Origin of the sequence: Pacificibacter maritimus, from assembly GCF_003814915.1 — a bacterium.
GTDB lineage: Bacteria > Pseudomonadota > Alphaproteobacteria > Rhodobacterales > Rhodobacteraceae > Celeribacter > Celeribacter maritimus.
The window spans coordinates 347538-367461 of record NZ_RKQK01000003.1 but is presented as its reverse complement, the minus strand read 5'-3'; the positions used below and the strand labels follow the sequence as shown (position 1 = coordinate 367461).

At 51.8% G+C, this 19924-nt stretch carries 21 protein-coding genes; 14 read left to right on the top strand and 7 right to left on the bottom strand.

What is annotated here, in order from left to right:
* Positions 1 to 31 precede the first annotated feature (31 nt).
* The 3 genes from EDD53_RS11050 to EDD53_RS11040 are packed head-to-tail and all read left to right on the top strand — an operon-like array spanning position 32 to position 2863.
* Complete coding sequence (locus tag EDD53_RS11050; protein WP_123793304.1) at positions 32 to 529, top strand: TRAP transporter small permease; 498 nt, start codon at positions 32 to 34, stop codon at positions 527 to 529.
* Complete coding sequence (locus EDD53_RS11045) at positions 529 to 1806, top strand: TRAP transporter large permease (RefSeq protein WP_123793303.1); 1278 nt, start codon at positions 529 to 531, stop codon at positions 1804 to 1806. The genes EDD53_RS11050 and EDD53_RS11045 overlap by 1 nt, the downstream gene beginning before the upstream one ends.
* 10 nt (positions 1807 to 1816) lie before the next feature.
* Complete coding sequence (locus EDD53_RS11040) at positions 1817 to 2863, top strand: L-idonate 5-dehydrogenase (protein WP_123793302.1); 1047 nt, start codon at positions 1817 to 1819, stop codon at positions 2861 to 2863.
* A gap of 73 nt (positions 2864 to 2936) precedes the next feature.
* On the opposite strand, the gene EDD53_RS11035 is transcribed toward EDD53_RS11040, so the two are convergent.
* The 3 genes from EDD53_RS11035 to EDD53_RS11025 all read right to left on the bottom strand — a co-directional run bounded on the left by EDD53_RS11035 (position 2937) and on the right by EDD53_RS11025 (position 5884).
* On the bottom strand, positions 2937 to 4241 hold the full coding sequence (locus EDD53_RS11035) for a TRAP transporter large permease (protein ID WP_123793301.1): 1305 nt from the start codon (positions 4239 to 4241) through the stop codon (positions 2937 to 2939).
* 65 nt (positions 4242 to 4306) lie between these two features.
* Positions 4307 to 4891 carry a TRAP transporter small permease subunit gene (locus EDD53_RS11030; protein WP_123793300.1) on the bottom strand — a complete coding sequence of 195 codons (585 nt, stop codon included), beginning with the start codon at positions 4889 to 4891 and terminating at the stop codon, positions 4307 to 4309.
* A 12-nt stretch (positions 4892 to 4903) separates the two neighbouring features.
* Complete coding sequence (locus tag EDD53_RS11025; protein WP_123793299.1) at positions 4904 to 5884, bottom strand: TRAP transporter substrate-binding protein; 981 nt, start codon at positions 5882 to 5884, stop codon at positions 4904 to 4906.
* A 231-nt stretch (positions 5885 to 6115) separates the two neighbouring features.
* Between EDD53_RS11025 and EDD53_RS11020 the strand changes: the two genes are divergently transcribed.
* Positions 6116 to 7021, top strand: coding sequence for a LysR substrate-binding domain-containing protein (locus EDD53_RS11020; RefSeq protein ID WP_123793298.1), 906 nt, complete (start codon positions 6116 to 6118; stop codon positions 7019 to 7021).
* An 82-nt stretch (positions 7022 to 7103) separates the two neighbouring features.
* On the opposite strand, the gene gndA is transcribed toward EDD53_RS11020, so the two are convergent.
* From gndA to EDD53_RS11005, 3 genes are read right to left on the bottom strand one after another with little or no spacing between them, the layout of a single operon-like run.
* Positions 7104 to 8516, bottom strand: a complete 1413-nt coding sequence (gene gndA / locus EDD53_RS11015; protein WP_123793297.1) for an NADP-dependent phosphogluconate dehydrogenase — start codon at positions 8514 to 8516, stop codon at positions 7104 to 7106.
* Between the two features lie 29 nt (positions 8517 to 8545).
* Positions 8546 to 9577 carry an L-idonate 5-dehydrogenase gene (locus tag EDD53_RS11010; RefSeq protein ID WP_123793296.1) on the bottom strand — a complete coding sequence of 344 codons (1032 nt, stop codon included), beginning with the start codon at positions 9575 to 9577 and terminating at the stop codon, positions 8546 to 8548.
* Between the two features lie 2 nt (positions 9578 to 9579).
* Positions 9580 to 10530, bottom strand: coding sequence for a 2-hydroxyacid dehydrogenase (locus tag EDD53_RS11005; protein ID WP_123793295.1), 951 nt, complete (start codon positions 10528 to 10530; stop codon positions 9580 to 9582).
* 139 nt (positions 10531 to 10669) lie between these two features.
* Between EDD53_RS11005 and EDD53_RS11000 the strand changes: the two genes are divergently transcribed.
* A complete protein-coding gene (locus EDD53_RS11000) occupies positions 10670 to 11461 on the top strand; it encodes an SDR family oxidoreductase (protein ID WP_123793294.1) in 792 nt (263 codons plus the stop codon).
* Entirely contained in the window at positions 11448 to 11957 is a 510-nt protein-coding gene (locus tag EDD53_RS10995; RefSeq protein WP_211331615.1) for a gluconokinase, read from the top strand. Before EDD53_RS11000 ends, EDD53_RS10995 begins: the two co-directional genes overlap by 14 nt.
* Before the next feature lie 302 nt (positions 11958 to 12259).
* Here the strand turns inward: EDD53_RS10995 and EDD53_RS10990 are convergent, their stop codons facing one another.
* The gene (locus EDD53_RS10990) at positions 12260 to 12934 is read right to left on the bottom strand and encodes a 4-carboxy-4-hydroxy-2-oxoadipate aldolase/oxaloacetate decarboxylase (RefSeq protein ID WP_123793293.1); all 675 of its coding nucleotides are present in this window, start codon (positions 12932 to 12934) and stop codon (positions 12260 to 12262) included.
* 234 nt (positions 12935 to 13168) lie between these two features.
* On the opposite strand from EDD53_RS10990, the gene EDD53_RS10985 reads away from it, so the two are divergent.
* From EDD53_RS10985 to EDD53_RS10950, 8 genes are all read left to right on the top strand, one after another.
* Positions 13169 to 13603 (top strand): acetyl-CoA carboxylase biotin carboxyl carrier protein, encoded by a 435-nt coding sequence (locus tag EDD53_RS10985; RefSeq protein WP_123793292.1) that lies wholly within the window; start codon positions 13169 to 13171, stop codon positions 13601 to 13603.
* Complete coding sequence (gene accC, locus EDD53_RS10980; protein ID WP_123793291.1) at positions 13600 to 14976, top strand: acetyl-CoA carboxylase biotin carboxylase subunit; 1377 nt, start codon at positions 13600 to 13602, stop codon at positions 14974 to 14976. Before EDD53_RS10985 ends, accC begins: the two co-directional genes overlap by 4 nt.
* A complete protein-coding gene (gene pxpB / locus EDD53_RS10975; protein ID WP_123793290.1) occupies positions 14973 to 15626 on the top strand; it encodes a 5-oxoprolinase subunit PxpB in 654 nt (217 codons plus the stop codon). The genes accC and pxpB overlap by 4 nt, the downstream gene beginning before the upstream one ends.
* Positions 15623 to 16600 carry a 5-oxoprolinase subunit C family protein gene (locus EDD53_RS10970; RefSeq protein ID WP_123793289.1) on the top strand — a complete coding sequence of 326 codons (978 nt, stop codon included), beginning with the start codon at positions 15623 to 15625 and terminating at the stop codon, positions 16598 to 16600. Before pxpB ends, EDD53_RS10970 begins: the two co-directional genes overlap by 4 nt.
* Position 16601: 1 nt before the next feature.
* The gene (locus EDD53_RS10965) at positions 16602 to 17006 is read left to right on the top strand and encodes a hypothetical protein (RefSeq protein ID WP_123793288.1); all 405 of its coding nucleotides are present in this window, start codon (positions 16602 to 16604) and stop codon (positions 17004 to 17006) included.
* Positions 17003 to 17764, top strand: a complete 762-nt coding sequence (locus EDD53_RS10960; protein WP_123793287.1) for a LamB/YcsF family protein — start codon at positions 17003 to 17005, stop codon at positions 17762 to 17764. The genes EDD53_RS10965 and EDD53_RS10960 overlap by 4 nt, the downstream gene beginning before the upstream one ends.
* A 41-nt stretch (positions 17765 to 17805) precedes the next feature.
* Positions 17806 to 18579 carry an SDR family oxidoreductase gene (locus EDD53_RS10955; protein WP_123793286.1) on the top strand — a complete coding sequence of 258 codons (774 nt, stop codon included), beginning with the start codon at positions 17806 to 17808 and terminating at the stop codon, positions 18577 to 18579.
* 90 nt (positions 18580 to 18669) lie between these two features.
* Positions 18670 to 19878 carry an aspartate transaminase gene (locus EDD53_RS10950; RefSeq protein ID WP_123793285.1) on the top strand — a complete coding sequence of 403 codons (1209 nt, stop codon included), beginning with the start codon at positions 18670 to 18672 and terminating at the stop codon, positions 19876 to 19878.
* Positions 19879 to 19924: the final 46 nt, after the last annotated feature.

Here is a 19924-nt window from a genome sequence, read left to right as displayed (position 1 = left end):
CTTATTTAAAATACACTCGATAGGCGGCGTTATGAAAAAAGTAGAGAGTTTTATATTCACGTTGTGCAGATTAGGTGTTGGTCTGTCGTTTCTTGTTTTGATCGCAGCAGTCCTGACGCAAGTTATCTTTCGCACACTTGATGCCTCGCCTATTTGGACCGAAGAACTCACGCGATACGCAATGTTGTACCTCGTTGCGTTTGGCGCTGGGCTGTCCTTGCGCTCGGGTGATCTTGTGAATGTCGACATTGTTTGTGAAGCCCTTCCACGCCGTTGGCCTAGGCGCTTACGTTTGCTGTCTGCGCTGGCGACGGCGCTCTTGTGCGCAATCTTAATAGCCCCCGCTTGGAAATACGTTTCAATCGGTGCTTTTCAGACATCGCCTGCAATGGGCCTGCGTATGGATCTCGTTCACTTTTCCATATTTTTGCTACTTTGCGTGCTTTTTGTTTTTGCTGCATTGCGCGCCTACAAAATGATTTTTCTAAAGCATGACGGGCGCGCTGATGCCCGTGAGGAGTTGAGCTAATGGGCCTGCTAATACTGATCTCTGTCTTTATTTTTGGCCTTGTCGTTGGCATCCCTGTGGCAATCACACTTGGCCTCGCCTCGTTAAGCTATTTGATCACCATGGGCATCCCCGTTGTCGTCATGCCACAAAAAATGTATGCGGGAATGGACGTGTTTGTTTTGCTGAGTATTCCGGGCTTTATCTTAGCAGGAAACCTGATGAACAGCGGCGGAATCACCGAGCGCATTATCCGTTTTGCCAATGCGTTGGTGGGCTGGATACGGGGCGGATTGGGGTTGACCAATGTGGGTGCGTCAATGTTGTTTGGCGGCATCACAGGCACAGCCGTGGCCGACGCTGCATCTATCGGTAGCGTGATGATTCCAGGCATGAAAAAAGCAGGCTACCCAGCCGATTTTTCTGCGGCGGTGACCGCGGCATCCTCAACTGTTGGTCCCATCATTCCGCCCAGCGTGCCGATGATTATCGTGGGCGCTTTGTCGGGTATTTCCGTGGGCAAGATGTTTCTTGCGGGCGCTATTCCTGGTGTTTTGATGGGCGTGGCAATGATGGTAACGACCTATGTTATCGCACGAAAAAAGAACTTTCCCAAACAAGAGTGGCAGGGGTTCCGTGAAATTGCTCGGTCTTTCGCAGGTGCTTTTTGGGCGATAGCGATGACTGGCATTATTTTGTACGGGTTGCTGAGCGGTATCGCGACACCGACAGAAACAGCTGTGGTTGCCAGTGTGTACGCGATGTTTGTCGGGTTACTCATCTATCGTGAATTGCCCATTCGCAAAATTCCCAAAATCATGGTCGACAGTGCTGTGTCTGCTTCTGGAATTTTGATCTTGGTCGGGTTCGCCAATGTTTTTGGCTGGATCTTGGTGTCTGAACGCATTCCACAAGCGATAGCCGCTGGCGTCTTGTCTGTAACCGACAACAAGTTCTTGATCATTTTGATGGTCAACATTTTGTTGCTGATCATCGGTATGTTTATGGAAACGATTGCCGCTTTGATCATCTTGTTTGTGCCGCTTCTTACCTTGGCTGTATCTGTCGGAATCGATCCACTGCACTTTGCTACATTTGCTGTTTTGAATTTGATGATCGGCTTGACGACCCCCCCGTTGGGTGTCTGTTTGTTCGTTTGCGCGGGCATCGCAAGATTGCCGCTGACGCCCGTTGTGAAAGCTATTACGCCGTTCATTTTGACCAATATCGGCGTGTTGCTGTTGGTGTCTTACGTTCCCGCAATCGCAACTTGGTTGCCATCAGTTCTACTACCCTAGGAGATACGATTTGTCCGTAAAAGCTTGTGTTCTACACGCCAAACATGATCTAAGGATCGATGCCATTGAGCCCCCGCAGGTGTCGGACGACACAGTCGTGCTTGGCATGTCTCATGGCGGAATTTGTGGCTCTGATCTGCATTACTTTCATGACGGGGGCGTTGGCACAATTCGGGTGACCGAACCTATCATTGTTGGGCATGAGGTGTCAGGAACCGTGTTGGCGGTGGGGCGCAATGTCTCGACGCTGGTCGCAGGCGACCGCGTTGCGGTTTGCCCCAGTCAGCCGTGTCACAGTTGCGAGTTTTGCAATCTCGAACAGTTTCAGCATTGCAAAAATATGCGTTTTCTTGGGTCAGCGCGCACCGTGCCACATGTCCAAGGCGGGATGCGCAATCAGATGCTTGCCACAGTTGATCAGTGTTTTAAAGTTGACCCAGATACCTCGCTATCGAGTGCCGCCTGTGCGGAACCTTTGGCTGTGTGTTTGCATGCCGCCAGTCAAGTGGGCAGCCTGAAAGGTAAAAAGGTTTTGGTCACGGGAGCAGGGCCGATCGGCGCGCTGTGCTGCGCTGTGACCGCGCTCCAAGGCGCTGCTGCTATTATTGTGACCGATCTGTTTGATTTCACGTTAAGCAAAGCGCTTGAAATGGGCGCAACCCAAAGTATCAATATCGCGTCCTCTCCCGATGCGCTTGCAGACTACGCAGGCGAAAATGGAGGTTTCGACGTGGTGTTTGAATGCTCGGCGGCTGAGCCTGCAATTCGCAGTGCGATTGATGTCGTGCGTCCGCGTGGTTGGATTGTGCAAGTGGGCGTGGCGGGCAATCTAAGCCTGCCTGTGAACGCGATTGTTGGTAAGGAAATTCGCTTTGTTGGCACCCATCGTTTCCATCCAGAGTTTGCAGAGGCCGTCGCGCTTATCAATAGCGGAAAGATAGATGTTTCACCGATGGTGACGCAAGTCTATCCGATGGAGGACGCGTTAGAGGCCTTTAAAATGGCCTCGAACAGAGAAGCTGCAATCAAGGTTCAGTTGGATCTACGGGGCGCATAAAAAGCGATCATCGTTAAGCGTAAAATGGCGCGCCTTAGGGCGCGCCATTTGTTTTGTGATGTATGGATAGTGTTTAGCCCAAGATCAAATCAGGGAAAAACGTTACGATCTGTGGGAAAAGTGCCAGCAAGATCACGAACATGATCATGATCACCAAGAATGGAAATGTCACACGCGCAATATAGCTTGTGCTGCGTCCTGTGATGTTTTGGATGATGGCAAAGTTAAAGGCCACAGGGGGTGTAATCTGCGCCATCTCGACCACGAGCACCATAAATATACCGAACCAGACTTTGTCAAAACCAGCCGCTTCAACCAAGGGCAGAACCACGGGAAGGGTGGTCGCGATCATCGAAAAGCCTTCCAGAACTGTCCCGAGCACAAGGTATAAAGCGATCAAAGCGATGATCAATAGGATCGGCGCAAGGTCCAATGCTGTCACAACATTTGCAACTGCTGCAGGGATGCCGAGTGTCGATGTGATATTGCCTAAAACAGACGCGCCGAGAATGATGATACCCATAACCGAACATGTTTGAACTGCGCCCAAAACAACATCACGCAACACGCGCAGTGAAATCGACCCTTGGGACCAAGACACTAGGAATGCGCCTAACACACCCAAAGCAGCAGCCTCGGATGGGGTGGCGATGCCGCCGTACATAGAGCCCAAAACACATAGGATTAGGAACAGCACAGGCGCCAGTTCTTTGAGCGCAGCAAAGCGTTTGCTCAAGGGCATGTGGCGCAAGGCGCGTTCGCTTTCGGGGATCAAGCTTGGTTTAAGAGTGGTGCGGATCATGATGTAGCTGGCAAAGGCCAAAGACAGCAAGAGACCGGGAATAAAGCCGGCGGTGAACAAGCGCAAAACAGATTCGTTGGCCAAGACGCCGTACATGATCATCACTGTCGAAGGCGGGATCAAGAAGCCCAAAGTCCCCGCGCCAGCCAAGCCGCCGATTGCGAGCTCAGGGTCGTAGCCGCGCTTTAAAAGCTCTTTCAAGGTCATGCGCCCAACGACCTGAGTGGTCGCAGCAGATGATCCTGAAATCGCTGCGAAAATGGAACAGCCTACGATATTGACGTGCAGCAAACGTCCGGGCAATAGGCCCGCCCATGGCGCCAGACCCGAAAACAGAGACTGAGAGAGGCGAGTGCGAAATAGAAACTCGCCCATCAAAATAAACAAAGGCAAAGCAACAAGATCGGGCGTGGTTAGAATGTTGAACACATATTGTGGGAACAACTTGTCGACAGGGATGCCTGTGAAAATCAGTGCAAGTCCGATGGCTGTAGTCAGCAAGGAGATGCCGATCCAAGCGCCCGATGCGAGCGTGCCAAACAGAAGCCCGAAAAGGCTGGAGACGATAGCGCCCATGGTATTTCCTTAGAGTCTAGTATTGGTTTTTGGCACGTGATTTTGCGCCAGTCATACGTGTAAGTTTATTTGATCGCGGTGCCTGCGCCCAAATCTGGGTTGTTGATCGACCCGCCTGACAGACATGTCACAAGGCGTGCGAACATTTGAAATGCCAAAACTCCCGCGCCGAGTGTCAGGACGGCTTGTGGGATCCACAAAGGCGTAAAACTGTCTGAGACTTCGCCGTATCCATAGGTGCGGCTGGTAAAGTTGAACAACCAAATGGTGAGTGATCCAGTGATCACCGTTCCCAAGAGTGCTGAGAAAGTTTCCAGCACATGGGTCAGGCGCTTTCTGTTTGGCGATAGGGTGAGTTCCACACGCAACTGCAAGCCTGCGCGTAGGGTCATGCCTGACCCCAATAGAAATGCTGACCCCATCAAATAAGCGCTATATTCCCAGCCGATGCCCGTGCCGTTGGGCAAGAAGGGCAAGATGCGGCTGAGCCCAGCTAGGCCCGTATCGATTAGAACCAATAGCGTAAGGCCGATGATGCAAAGTCCTGCAATCCAACCGCCAGCCAGTGAAACTGCATCTGCGGCCCTTTGCAGGGCCGCAGGCAGTCCGACGGATTGTGTGGTATGTGATCCGTTGAAGTTTTCAGTCATAAGTATTCAATCTTATTTAGACGCAAGGTAGGCATCTACAATGGGTTTTGCGGCAGGAACGCGCTCAAAGAATTCTTCTTGCACAGTTGTCGCTTTTTCAGTGATTTCCGCCAAAAGATCGTCTGACAGTGGCACCAAAGTCATACCGTTTTCGGTCATCGTTGCGATGGAATCCAAATCGCCTTGGCGAGACACATCCCAGAACGTTGGTTCAAGTTCGGCTGCGACAGCTTCGATGGCTGCGCGGTCTTCTTCGGAAATTTCGTTCCATGTGTCCAAGTTGATGGTCACAGCGTTTGAGCCCCAAGTGTGGTTTGTTGGGTAGATGTAGTCGAGAAATTCCCAGAATTTGCCATCCACACCAGAGGTTGCCGATGTCGCAACACCATCAACGCGACCAGATGCCAAAGCTGGGATCAATTCGCCCCAAGGCATCACAACGCCAGCCATACCAACTGCTGTCACGATTTCTACAGTGTTCTTATCGGCACCGCGCACTGGGATACCTTTAAAGCCGTCGATGTCATCGACTTCGACTTTCAGGTAAACATATTGCGCAGGCGAGGGCACCATGTAGAGGATCTTTTGGTTGTATTGTTCCGCGAGCTTTTCAAACTCTGGACGCAAGAAAGAATGGTATTCTTTCAACTCATCCATTGAGCTCACCAAGAAGGGTACACCTTCAGCGCCAAACAATGGATTCAAGCCAACTTGCTGACTGATGTTGATGTCAGCCATATCGACTAGACCGTCACGCACCGCGCCCAATTGATCAGGGCCTTTGAAGCCAAGGGATCCAGCTGCGTTTACGGTAATCGTGACCTCTCCGTCAGTTGCTTTTGCGACTGCATCTGCAAAGACTTTGGCATTTTCGACTTGGAAGTTACCTTCAGGCAAAACGTCTGAAAGGCTCAATTTGGTTTCGGCTGAGGCGATGCTGGCAAAGGAAATTGCGGCGGCGGCACTCAAGGCGATCGATTTAAAGATGGTCATGACACATCTCCCTGTAGGTTGGTTATTTGCTGTGCTGGTACTGATGTCCAACATTCGCTGAGGTGATTCAAAATGGAACCTAGCGCTAGGAAACGCTATCAACTCGGAACAGGCTTGAATAAGACCGCTTTGGTCTGACATGATTGCGTTTGAGTATGAAGGCGACATATTCTTGACATGCAACGCCTGCAATCGTAGCGAGCCGCAGGCGACTTACAATAGGGGATTATGATGGATATCAGACGGTTCAACGCATTCGTGAAGATTGTCGATATCGGCAGCATCACACGGGCTTCCGCTATTTTGCACATCGCGCAGCCTGCCTTGAGTCAACAGATCGCGGCATTGGAAACCCATTTTGGTAAGCCTTTGTTATTGCGTTCCAAACGTGGTGTTGTTCCGACTGAAGCAGGCAAGGTGTTATACCGCCATTGTCAGTTGATTTTGCGCCAACTTGATCAAACCGAACTTGAAATCGCCAGCGCGTCGGAAGAAATTTCGGGCGTTGTATGTGTTGGACTTGCGCCCTTGGGGCTAGGGTCGTTATTGGCGGCGCAGCTGATTCACACCATTCACCAAGAGTATCCTGGTATCGTTTTGTATATTAACGAAAATGTCGGCGGCGGTGCCATGAGTGAATTGGTGATGACGGGCAAAATGGATGTCGCTTTGCTCTTTGATCCTGGCAATATGCCTAGCTTAAAATTTAAGCGCATTTGCACAGAAGAATTGCACTTTGTAACTGCTGATAAGGCATTGATTGAAGGGGCGTCCGAAATCAAACTTTCTGATGCACTGGCCACGCCTTTGATGTTGCCAAGTAAGATCCATACCATTCGCCAAGTGATCGACACAACTTTGGCCCGCGCAGGACTGAACAAACGGCCTATCGCGGAAACGGAATCTATTTCGGTGCTATCGAATGCCATCGGTGAGGGGTTATGCGCGACGATCTTGCCACAATCTGCTGCGAGAGCCGTCCAAAGGCGCATTCCCGAAGCGCAAAGTCTGCGGATTCATAAACCCAATATGACCGTCAATATGTCGGTGTGCGTTTCTGCCCAATTGCCGCAATCTGAAGCTGCCTCTGTGGTGCAAGATCGCTTGGTTGAACTGGCCAAAGAACTGTCCGCCTAGTCGAATTTTGCCGCATATTGAAAACACAAAAGCCCTGATGCGTGTCACGATCAGGGCTTTTGCTTTTTATAAGCTAGGCTTTTTATTGTGCGGCCCAAGGGCCATGCGGTGCGTCCACATCATCAAGTCGCTTAAATCCGTGAGCGCCAAAGAAATCACGTTGCGCTTGGATCATATTTGCAGGCGTGCGGGCGGTGCGCATGGTGTCGAACCATGATAGGCCAGCTGCCAGTGCGGGAACCGGAATACCCGCTTTGGTCGCAGCCAAGACTGTGGCACGCAATGCGCTTTCGCAATCCATCAACATGTCACAGAAGGGCGCAGAGAAAATCAAGTTTTGTGAGCTTGATTTGTCCAGCGCTTCGGCCATATCCCCTAACATATCAGACCGGATGATACAGCCCTCACGCCAGACGCGTGCGATGTTTGACATGGGTAAAGACCACTCAAAATGGCGAGACGCAGCATCCAACATTTCGAACCCCTGCGCGTAGCATAAGATCTTGCCCGCGGTCAGCGCTTTTTCCAGCATTTCGGGTGTGATGTCATCTGATGTCAAAGGCTGCAGTGGGCTGCCGAAACGTTCAGCACCTTGTATCCGCGTGTCGCGCTTGGCTGAAAGGTTGCGTGCAGCCACAGCAGCTTCGATCACTGGAACAGGCACACCTAGCATCTGTGCTTCGATCGCGGTCCAACGGCCTGTGCCCTTTTGACCCGCTTGATCGAGAATAACATCAAGCATTGCCTTGCCTGTCACAGGATCTGTAGCACGCGATACTTTCCCCGAAATCTCGACCAAGTAAGATGCCAGCGGGCCTGTGTTCCACTGTTCAAAAGCTTCAGCAACTTGTGTGCTGGTCCAGCCTAATCCATCGCGAAAAACGGCGTAGGCTTCTGCAATCATTTGCATGTCTGCGTATTCGATGCCGTTGTGCACCATCTTTACATAGTGACCAGCGCCGCCAGCCCCCATGTGTTCAGCACAGGGCGTGTCTTCGTATTTCGCGGAAATGGCGCGCAAAACTGGTGCGACAGCCTCCCAATCAGATTGCGCGCCACCTACCATGATGGATGGACCGTGGCGCGCACCTTCTTCGCCACCAGATACACCTATTCCAAGGAAATTATAGGCGGCTGTTTCTGCTTCTTTAAAGCGGCGGTTGGTATCTGCATAATGTGCGTTGCCCGCATCAATAATGAGATCGTCCGCATCCAGCAAAGGAACCAAGGCCTCTATTTGCGCGTCTACGATTGGGCCAGCAGGCACCATCAAGATGATCTTGCGCGGGGCTTGGATGGCTGCGACGAAATCTTTTAAAGACGCAGTTGCAACCAATTGATCACGCAAGGCACCGCTTGCGGCAATGAATTCGTCGGTCACTTTGGTGGTCCGGTTATAGACCGCGATTTTATTGCCTTTTTCTGCTATATTTAGCGCCAAGGCTGCGCCCATCGTACCCAAACCGATTAGGCCATATTCAGGTTTATGTGTCATTCTTTGGCTCTCCCTTTGGCGATACCATTCTATGTGAATTTGATTTGGGTTTTGATCGCTGAGCGTCGATCTGATGCGATCTTGAATGCATCCTCGGCGTTTTCCAATGTCACCTCATGGGTGATCAGCGGCTTCACATTAATGCGCCCTTGACGCATGGCTGAAACACCTGTCGCAAACTCTTCATGGAACCGAAATGAGCCGCGTAGATCCAGCTCTTTTGCGGTGACTTGCATCATAGGCAGGGCCATGTCGCCACCAAGACCCAACTGAACGACCACGCCACGTGGGCGCATTGCGGCGATTGCAGGTGCGATTGCCGCGGCAACGCCAGTACATTCCATCAAGACATCAAATGTGCCTTTGCCCTGCGCATATGTCTCCAATCCGTCAGGGGTTGTGCCTGTGTTGATTGTCACGTCAGCGCCGATTTTGCGTGCCATATCCAAGGTGAAATCACTCAGGTCTGTGGCAACGATTTCAGATGCGCCTGCGTAGCGAGCAGACAGGATGGACAAAAGCCCGATCGGACCACAGCCCGTGACCAAAACGCGCTTGCCCAAAATGTCGCCCGCACGTTTAACCCCGTGCAATGTTACAGCCAAAGGTTCGGCCATTGCCGCTTCGCCAGCGCTTAGCCCGTTGGCGACAACACATTGAGACGCAAGCGCTACAATGTCTTGGCGAAAGGCACCCTGAATGTGCGGGAAAGGCATCGCCGATCCGTAAAAACGCATATTTTCACACTGGTTTGCCAAGCCTTCGTGGCAATATTTGCAATTACCGCAAGGGCGTGAGGGGGAAAGGGCAACAAGATCGCCCACTTTCAATCCAGTCACATCAGGCGCGCATTCAACCACATGGCCAGAGACCTCATGACCCAAGATCATCGGTTCTTTGAGGCGCACAGTGCCGAATCCGCCGTGATTGTAATAATGCAGGTCTGACCCACACACGCCGCCCACAGCTGTTTTCAAACGCACTTCGCCCGCGCCAAGCGGCATGGTAGGGCTTTCTTCGATACGAAGGTCTTTTTTGTCATGAATAACAACAGCTTTCATGATTATAGCTCCACTTGTGTTGGGAGGGGGCGGCCTGCGAAATGGCAGTCTAGGTTTTCACGCACCAAGGCACCCATCGCTTTGCGGGTTTCAAATGTGCCAGAACCACAGTGTGGTTGAAGAACGATGTTGGACAAGGTTTTGAACCTTGGATCGAGCGCAGGTTCGCCTTCGAAAACATCCAAGGCGGCCCCTGCAATGGTGCCTGTTTCCAATGACTTGATCAAAGCGTCTTCATCAATATTAGACGCGCGCGACACGTTGATTACTGTGCCTTCTTCGCCCAAAGCATTCAGCACATCTTGGTTTACAATATGGCGCGTGGCGGCTGAGGCAGAACATGCGATAAACAAGAAATCACAGTTTTGCGCGAGTTCGATAGGGGACTTATAAAAGGTCCAAGCGCTGCCGTAGTCTTTTGGGGCAGAGCCAGAGTAAGAGATATCCATATCAAATCCAGCAAGACGTTTGGCGATCTCGTGACCGATTCGTCCAAGGCCCAGAACGCCAGCGCGACGCCCCCAAACGCGGCGGTTGAGTGGGAATCCGCCCTTTTTCTCCCAGTCGCCACTGCGTGCCCATGCATCCGCTTCGACCAGTTTTCTGGAACTGGCAAGCATCATCGCAACAGCCAAATCAGCGACATCGGCGGATAAAACATCGGGTGTATTTGTCACTTTAATACCGTGGTCACGGCAGGCTTGCAGATCAACAGCATCATAGCCGACGCCGTAAACTGAAATCAGCTCTAGATTCGGACAAGCTTCGATGTGTGCGCGTGTTGCGCCCAGTTCGCCGCGTGTTGCGATCGCACGAATGTCTTTGCCGTGCTCAGCAAGGAAAGCGTCTTTGTCTGCTGCATCAAAGTAGCGGCGTACATCATATTGCGCGTTTAATGGGATCTCGTCCCATTCTGGGTAAGCGCCCATTTGTAGAATGATCGGTTTTGTCATGCTGTCGTCTCCTGAACGTGAGAACTGACCCATTGGGATATCGTGCGAGTCACCAATGTGAGGTTCTTCTTGACTTGAATTGTTAACGATAACATATGTACATGAAAACAACTTGTCGACACCAAACTGGAGAACCGCAATGTCTGCACCAAATAATTTTCTTGAGACCGCCTTTGGATTAACGGGGCGCCGTGCTTTGGTGACAGGATCGTCACAGGGAATTGGTTTTGCCTTGGCGTTGGGTTTGGCCAAAGCAGGGGCAGCAATTGTCCTAAACGGGCGCAACACAGATAAATTAAAGCAAGCCCATGCTGATTTGATCAAAGAAGTGCCCGATGCAGATGTTTTGACACTGCCGTTCGATGCAACCGATCACGATGCGGTGCGTGTCGCTGTTGATGATTTCGAGGCAAATCACGGCGCGATTGATATTTTGGTTAATAACGCAGGCATGCAGCACCGCACGCCCTTGGCTGATTTTCCTGCCGATAAGTTCGATATGTTGCTGCAAACAAATGTCGCATCCGTCTTTCACGTCGGGCAGGCTGTTGCGCGCCATATGATTGAACGCAAATCAGGAAAAATCATCAACATTTGTTCTGTTCAGACCGCCTTGGCGCGCCCTGGTATCGCGCCTTACACAGCTACAAAAGGCGCTGTGGCGAATTTGACCAAAGGCATGGCGACAGATTGGGCGGGTTTTGGGTTGCAATGTAACGCCATCGCGCCTGGCTATTTCGATACACCGTTGAACGCAGCACTTGTTGCCGATCCTGAGTTTTCTGCATGGCTTGAAAAACGCACCCCTGCGGCGCGTTGGGGCAAGGTTGAAGAACTTGTAGGTGCTTGTGTTTTCCTATCCTCGCCGGCATCCAGTTTTGTGAACGGGCATTGTTTGTATGTAGACGGGGCGATCAGTGTCTCACTTTAAAACACGCCATCTTGTGATCGCAGGGGTTTCAGGCTGCGGAAAATCGACTGTGGGGCAGGCTTTGTCTGACCTCACAGGGTTTCGTTATCTGGATGCAGATGATCTGCATCCAAAGGAGAATGTTGATAAAATGAGTTCAGGCCAGCCATTGACTGACGAAGATCGTTGGCCTTGGCTTGATGTCTGCGCAAGCGAGCTTTCCAAGGCCGCGGATGGCTTGATTTTGGGCTGCTCCGCGTTGCGCCGTGTCTATCGCGATCACTTGCGGTCAAAGTCAAACTTGCCCGAATTGGCTTTCGTTCACCTGTCAGGTGACCGTGATCTTTTGCTTTCGCGGCTCAATGATCGCAAAGATCACTACATGCCACCCTCACTGCTTACCACTCAGCTTGATACGCTGGAGCCTATGCAGCCTGACGAACGCGGTCTGGTGGTGAATATTGATCAATCTGTCGACGACATCGTGCAAAATATCGTCGATGGCTTTGGGTCCTAAAGCCCTGCGGCACCCTGTTTTCACTTCGATCATGTTACGCATTTAGACCACATGTTCATTTGAAAAGACGTGGGTTTTATGTCAAAAAATTCAGTCGCGAAATTGTCGAAAATGACAGAATTCGCGACTGAAATTATGTCGAACCTTTTGGTGACACCTTGGTGTCAGCGGCTGTCCCGCAGAACGCCACTTCATTTTCTACCCTTACAGTGTGGCCATAAAAAAACCGCTCGAGGCAAGCCCGAGCGGTAAAGGTGTCACCCAAAACTGCTTAAAGGTGACGAGGAACTGGGAGGTTCTTTTTACAAATCTGTTGTCAGGCCTTTGGCTTTCAATACAGCTTCTAGGTTACAGACGTCGATGATTGTGCGACCTGATTTATAGGCTTCGATGAAATCGGCTTCTGTGTCTTCGCGTTCTTGTGACAGTTTCGCGGCGCGTGCTGCTTCTTCTTTGCGCACCATGACCAGACCATCTGCATCGCCGCAAATCACATCACCAGGACGAATGGTTTCGCCTTCAACAATGATGTCACCGTTAATTTGACCCAAAGTTTCTTTCACCGTGCCTTTGATGCAAACGGATAGTGAAAACACAGGCAGACCCAATGCGATCAATTCTTGAGTGTCACGCACGCCAGTGTCCGTCACCACGCCCGCAATCCCTTTGGCCACACATGCGTTGCCCAACACATCGCCAAAGCTACCCGCTTCTTCGTAAGCACCGCCAGATACAACGATTACATCGCCCGCTTTTGCGTAGTGAATGGCAAGTTGCAACATCAAGTTGTCGCGTGGTGCAGACACAACGGTGAAAGCTGGACCGCATACGCGCATATCGCGGTGAATTGGCTTGATGCGTGAACTCAGTGCGCCCGAACGCCCTTGTGCTTCGTGGATTGTGGCGCTGCCAAATTTGGACAGTGCTTTCACGTCAGCGGGATCTGCGCGTTCGAATTTCGTAATGATATGTGGCATTTAGGTGTACTTTCCGTGTATTTTGCGCTGCCTGTTTGCAGCAATCGTCCTGCCCAATTTAGCCAATTCCTTTGCTGGCGCATAAGATCACCTGCCTCTGACGTGATCGGCATTTCCAATGCATGTCATATCGAAAAAAAAACGCGGTCATCTAAAACCGATCTGACATCATTGCGAAGCGACGGTGCTAAGCAAGAATGACAATACGAAACAAAAAACAGGGATCAGCTTTTTATGCCGATCGAAATCGAAGCCATAATTGCACAAATGGAATGGGCCGCAGCGCGCGGGTTGTCCGAGTTTTCCACAAGCACAGCAGACACAGATCTAAGCATTCGTCGCAGCGTGACGTCGCAGGCTTCAGGGCAGGGCGCAGTGCCTTACAGTCCGCAACCGACCGTCGATACAGCGCAGACAGCGACCGCTACAAAGACGCCAACAATCGACGCGCCGATGGCAGGGTGCTGTCATTTGAGCAGCGAATCTGACGGCACAGTCTTTGTACGCGAAGGTGATACAATCGAGCTGGGCCAAACGCTGTGCATGATCGAAGCGATGAAGGTGATGACCTCTATCACCGCCACACAGGCGGGCACAGTAAAAGCCATTCTTGTTGAAGACGGAGATCAGGTCGACGCGGGTACAGCCCTGTTCGAGGTGCAGCCATGACACAATCACAAAACACCGTTCTCATCGCCAACCGTGGCGAAATTGCATTGCGCATCATTCGTGCCTGTCGCCGTCTTGGCTTGCGCGCTGTTTGCGCATTTTCCGAAGCAGATCGCGGTGCCGCCTATCTGGATCTTGCCGATGATGCGATTTGTGTCGGGCCTGCCACGGCCTCAAAAAGCTATCTAAATATCTCAGCCATCTTGGCGGCAGCTAAAATCACTGGCGCGGATATGATCCATCCTGGATACGGGTTTCTATCTGAAAATGCTGACTTTTCTCAAGCCGTTGCTGATGCGGGTCTGACATTGATCGGTCCGAGTGCTGATGTAATGCGCCGTATGGGAGACAAAGTTGCAGCCAAAACAGCGATGATCGCCAGCGGCGTGCCTTGCGTGCCGGGCCCTGATAGTGTGTTGCCCAACGACATTGATGAGATAACACGCATCGCAAATGAGATCGGCTATCCCGTTATCTTAAAAGCCGCAGGTGGTGGCGGTGGGCGTGGCATGCGGATTGTGAAATCCGCGGGCGCTTTGGCGGATGCATTTATGCTGACCAAGCAAGAGGCGCAGCGCTATTTCAACAACCCCGATATCTACATGGAAAAGTTTCTTGAGAAGCCGCGCCATGTGGAAATTCAGGTCATCTCAGATTCCCACGGGACAGCTTTGTGGCTTGGCGATCGTGATTGTTCAATGCAGCGGCGCCACCAGAAAATGATCGAGGAAGCTCCCGCTCCAGATATCGACCGCGCCTTGATCGCCAAAATCGGTGAACGTTGTGCCGCGTCTTGTCGTGAGATCGGCTATGTTGGCGCTGGCACGTTCGAATTCTTGTATGAAAACGGTGAGTTCTTTTTCATCGAAATGAACACACGGATTCAAGTCGAACATCCCGTCACAGAAATGGTTACGGGTCTTGATATCGTTGCTATGCAAATCGATGTGGCACGCGGCGCGGCCTTGACGCTCGCGCAGTCCGATGTGCGCACAGAAGGGCATTCTTTTGAATGCCGTATCAATGCCGAAGACCCCGATACATTCGCGCCCAGCCCAGGCACAGTCGATTTAATGCATGTTCCGGGTGGGCCGGGTGTGCGCGTCGATACGCATATTGCGACAGGGGCCAAAATTTCTGCGAGTTACGATTCTATGGTGGCAAAAGTCATCACGCATGGCGCGACCCGCGACGAAGCTTTGGCACGTGCCCGCAGCGCTTTGGCTGAAATGAAAATTGAGGGCGTCAGCACCAATATCCTTTTGCACCGCGCGCTTTTAGCAGACGCAGGCTTTGCCAAAGGGGGCGTGAGCATTCACCACCTCGAACATTGGCTTGATAATCGAGACAACAAAACGGAGGCCCAGTCATGAGCGCCACCAGACTATCTATGATTGGCAGCCGTGCTGTTTTGTTCGAAGTCGATTGCCCCTTTGATTTGACGCATCAAGAGCGCATTTGGGCGCTCACACATGCTGCATCAACATGGGACGGTGTGCTGGAATCTGTTCCGGGCATGACAAATTTGACCCTTTTATTGGATCACGTACCCCAAGATTTAGACCGTATCGAACGCGACCTTTGTGATCTTTGGAATACAGGGAAACGGCACGAGGTCGATGGAAAATTGCTTGAGATCGATCTGACATATGGCGGCTCAGGCGGGCCACATCTGGCTGAAGTTGCGCAGATGACCGATATGACAATCGATCAGGTGATCAAATTGCACAGCGCATCAGATTACACGGTTTATGCCGTCGGCAGTCATGCAGGATATTGCTACCTTGGCGGACTTGATCCGCGCTTGGAAACGCCACGACGTAAAGTGCCTTTGCCGCGCTTGCCCGGTGGGTCTTTGTCCGTTGCTGGCTTGCAAACGGGTGTATCGGCATCGGCTGGGCCCAGCGGTTGGAACACAATCGGCAGCGCTGAAGTATCGTTTTTCGACCCCAACAAACCACAGCCTGCGTTGTTGCAACCAGGCGATAGAATTCGCTTTTTGCCTAAGGAGGTGATCGCATGATTGAAGTTGTTTCACTCCCACCTTTGGCGACGATCCAAGACCTAGGACGGGATGGGTATTGGAAACAAGGCTTGGGGCGCGCGGGCGCGATGAACCGCATGGCGCATAGTCTTGCAAACCTGATGCTGGGCAATGATGCCACAGCTGCGACGCTGGAAATTCCTCTGAGCCCAGCGTCGTTTAAATTCACTAAGCGCTGTGCTTTTGCCTTGGTTGGTGGGGCCTGCGATGCGCACCTAGATGACCGTATTTTGCCACGTGCTTTTGCAGGTGTTGCTGAGGCAGGTCAAACCCTTAACCTTGGCCCAATCACGAACGGCGCTCAGGTGTATCTGGCACTGGCAGGCGGTATCAATGTGCCGCAAATCCTTGGGTCCTTCAGCACTCAGCTACGCGAAAATTTTGGCGGCTTTGAAGGGCGTGTCCTTGCGGCAAATGATCAGCTTGAACCCTGCGCATCAGATATGCCTGTTTTGCCCAAGCTGGGCCTAAGTCTGGCTTTACCCTCTCCGAAGCGTTTGGGCGATACAGATATTGTTTTGCGCGCTGTGCCATCTTCCGAACACGACAGTTTTAGCGCCACCGCGCAGGCTGCATTTTGGTCAGAAGCCTACACAGTCACGGCACAAAGCAACCGTCAAGGCTATCGTTTAGAAGGCACTGAACTTGATCGCCAAACAACGGGTGAATTGCGCTCACACGGTATCGTTCCTGGGATCGTGCAAGTGCCTGGCGGAGGGCAGCCGATTGTTCAGCTGGCAGATTCTGCGACCATGGGCGGCTACCCAAAGATCGCTGCCGTGATCGAACAAGATCTATGGCGTATTGGGCAAGCGCGTCCCAGTGACAGGTTGCGATTTGAAAAAGTGACTCTCGCGGAGGCGGCTCAAGCCGCAAAAGACGAAGACCTACTGATGGACCAGTATCGCAAAGATCTGGCCGCGATGACCCAACAGATGATGGGGTGGAATTGATATGTTTGTACAGGCTGACCTTGATCGCCTTATCGATGCGATGCGTGCCAATGGTGTGTCCTCGCTTGAAGTGAAATCCGCTGATCAATCACTGCAACTTGACCTTGAACATCAAGCGCATCCCAGCGCTTTGTCCCAAGCACCCGCGCCCGTTCAAGTTCAAACCAAATCTGCGAAAAGCCCTTGCATTGGTCGGTTTTTGCCACGGGGCGTTGATGATGGTTTGGCCGAGATTGGCACCGACACAGAGGTCCAAGCGGGCGATACGCTCGGGTACATCGAATATGGTGTCGCGCGGGCTGTTGTCGGGGCCCCCGTTGCGGGTCGTGTGATGCAGGCAGCCCCTGAAAGCGGCACTGTTTTTGGCTTTGGTGATGTTGTGTTTAATCTTGAGGTATCCAAATGAAAATCGACCTAAACTCCGATCTTGGTGAGGGCTATGGTGCCTACACTGTGGCCGATGATGCAGCTTTGATGCAGCACATCAGTTCCGCCAATGTGGCTTGCGGTTATCATGCGGGCGACCCCATGATCATGGACCGCACCATTCGGTTGGCGCGAGAACATGGTGTGGATTTGGGGGCGCATGTCAGCTTTCCAGACCTCTTGGGGTTCGGACGCCGCAAGATCGACATGCCGCTGCCAGAACTTGAATCGCATATCCTCTACCAACTGGGTGCACTTGAAGGATTGGCCCGCAGGGCTGATCACCAAATCACGCATATGAATCCACATGGCGCTTTGGGTAATCTGGCCAGTTGCGATCCTGATGTCGCCAAATCAGTCGTGGGTGCCACGATGGATTTCGATCCTGAAATCGCTTTTTTGGCTTTGCCTGGCAGCGCGATGGAGGCGGCAGCTTTGGACCGTGGCGCGCGTGTTGTGCGCTTGTTTTTGGCTGATCGGGGCTATCTGCCAAACGGTCAATTGGCCCCCAGATCGCAAGAAGGCGCTGTCATTCATGACCCCGCGCAAGTGGTCGAACGTGTTGTCGAGGTTTTGAAAACTGGGGAGCTTACGACAACCACAGGGCAGGTCATTCCCATGCCTGTCGACTCTATTCTTATTCATTCCGACACAGCTGGCGCTGTGGACCTTGCGACACGTCTGCGCGCCGAAATCACCAAACAGGGCGGGGCAATCACGCCTTTGTCACAACAATAACAAACCCACGCTTACGAACGCGACAACAAAGGAAAACTCACATGGCATTTTCAGAATACAAAACGGCACTGGTTACAGGTGCATCCGCAGGTATGGGGTGGGGCATTGCAGAACGTCTTCGCGCTAAAGGGCTGGTCGTTCATGCTGTCGGGCGCAATGCTGAAAAACTGGATGAGCTAAAAGAACTTTGCGGCGTTATCCCACATGCTATCGATGTTACAGATACAGCCGCGATTACAGAGCTGGTCAAAGACCTTGATATCGATGTTTTGGTGAACTGTGCTGGCGTGTCACGCCCAGGCAGTATTTTGCAATCAGATGAATTCGATATCGATGAACAGATCGACGTGAACCTGCGTGCTGGTTTGCACCTATGCCGCTTGCTGTTGCCTGGCATGATGGAGCGCGATTCAGGTCATATCGTCAACATTACGTCCATGGCGGGTCTTTATGAATTCGGCGGCCACATCGCCTATCACGCGACCAAAGCTGCGATGCATACTGTGTCACGCCAACTGCGCGTTGATGCCTTTGGTCGTCGCGTGCGTGTGACCGAAATCTCACCTGGTCGTGTTGAAACAGATATCTTCGCGCGTGTTGAAAAGATTAGCGCTGAAGAAGCTAAAGAGAAATACTTTGAAGGTATGGAAATGCCGCAGGTATCGGACGTGGCAGATGCTGTTGAATATGCAGTCGGTACACCGAATTGCGTCAATATCGGTATGATCGAACTTTTGCCAACGCTGCAAGTTCCAGGCGGCTTGCGCACAGGGAAACGCGTCGGTGATGAAGTTATCTTGACGGGTAAAAAATAAAGAATGCGACAGGGCTTTCGCCGATCTGCGGTGAAAGCCTTAGCGCAGACATTGGGCCAAAGGGTCCACAATAACATCAGGAGCAAGGCCTTGACCTCTATTAAACTCGCAGACCGCGTTACCAGTATTCGCGTTTCTCCCTCGACTGCAGCCGCACAAAAAGTGCGTGATCTGAAAGCGCAGGGGCGCGAAATCTTGAACCTTACAGTGGGCGAGCCAGATTTTGACACGCCACAGTCCATCAAAGATGCGGCGATCGAAGCGATCAACGCTGGCGATACGAAATACACATCCGTAAACGGAACCGAAGCGCTGCGTAAAGCTGTTCAACATGACTATAAAACGCGGTTGAACATTGATTGTGAACTCAACGAAATTTGTGTGGGCGGTGGCGCGAAACAAGTGCTTTTTGTGGCCTTGATGGCCACTGTTCAAGAGGGTGACGAAGTTATCATTCCTGCACCTTACTGGGTGTCTTACCCTGATATGGTTATCGCCAATGGCGGCACGCCCGTGATCGTGAAATGTGGTGAAGATGTTGGGTTTAAATTGACGCCTGAAGTGCTTGAAGCGTCAATCACGCCAGCAACAAAATGGGTTATTTTGAATTCTCCATCCAATCCAACAGGTGCGGCATATACGGCCGCCGAGTTGCGCGCATTGGGTGATGTTTTGGTCAAGCACCCCCATGTTTTGGTGATGTGTGACGAAATTTATGACCGCATTTGGTACGCAGACTTTGATGTGTGCAGCATCTTGGGCGTTTGCCCTGAGTTGAAAAACCAAGCGCTTGTGTCAAACGGTGTGTCTAAATCCTATGCTATGACAGGCTGGCGGATTGGCTACGCAGTTGGGCCGTTAGAATTGGTTAATGCGATCAACAAATTGCAATCGCAAATGTCATCTTGCCCATCATCGGTCAGCCAAGCTGCTGCAGCTTACGCTTTGACCGCGGATCAATCTGGCGTTGATGAGGCTGTTGAAGTTTACCGTGCGCGCCGTGACCGTGCCCATGAATTGATCAACGCAATTCCAGAACTCACATGCACGCTGCCTGATGGTGCATTCTATCTGTACCCATGCTGTGCAGGTGCCATTGGCAAGACCACACCAGAGGGCAAAAAAATCGAAAACGATTTGGATTTCGGCCTCTACTTGCTCGACACTGCTGGCGTTGCTTCAGTGCATGGGGGCGCTTATGGGCTTGAACCGTATTTCCGCATCTCGACTGCGACCTCTATGGAAGAGATCGAAGCCGCTTGCGCCAAAATTGCCGAGGCTTGCGCAGCGCTCAGCTAACCGTATTCCAGCCAAGATCGTATCCCCTGATCTTGGCTGGATATTA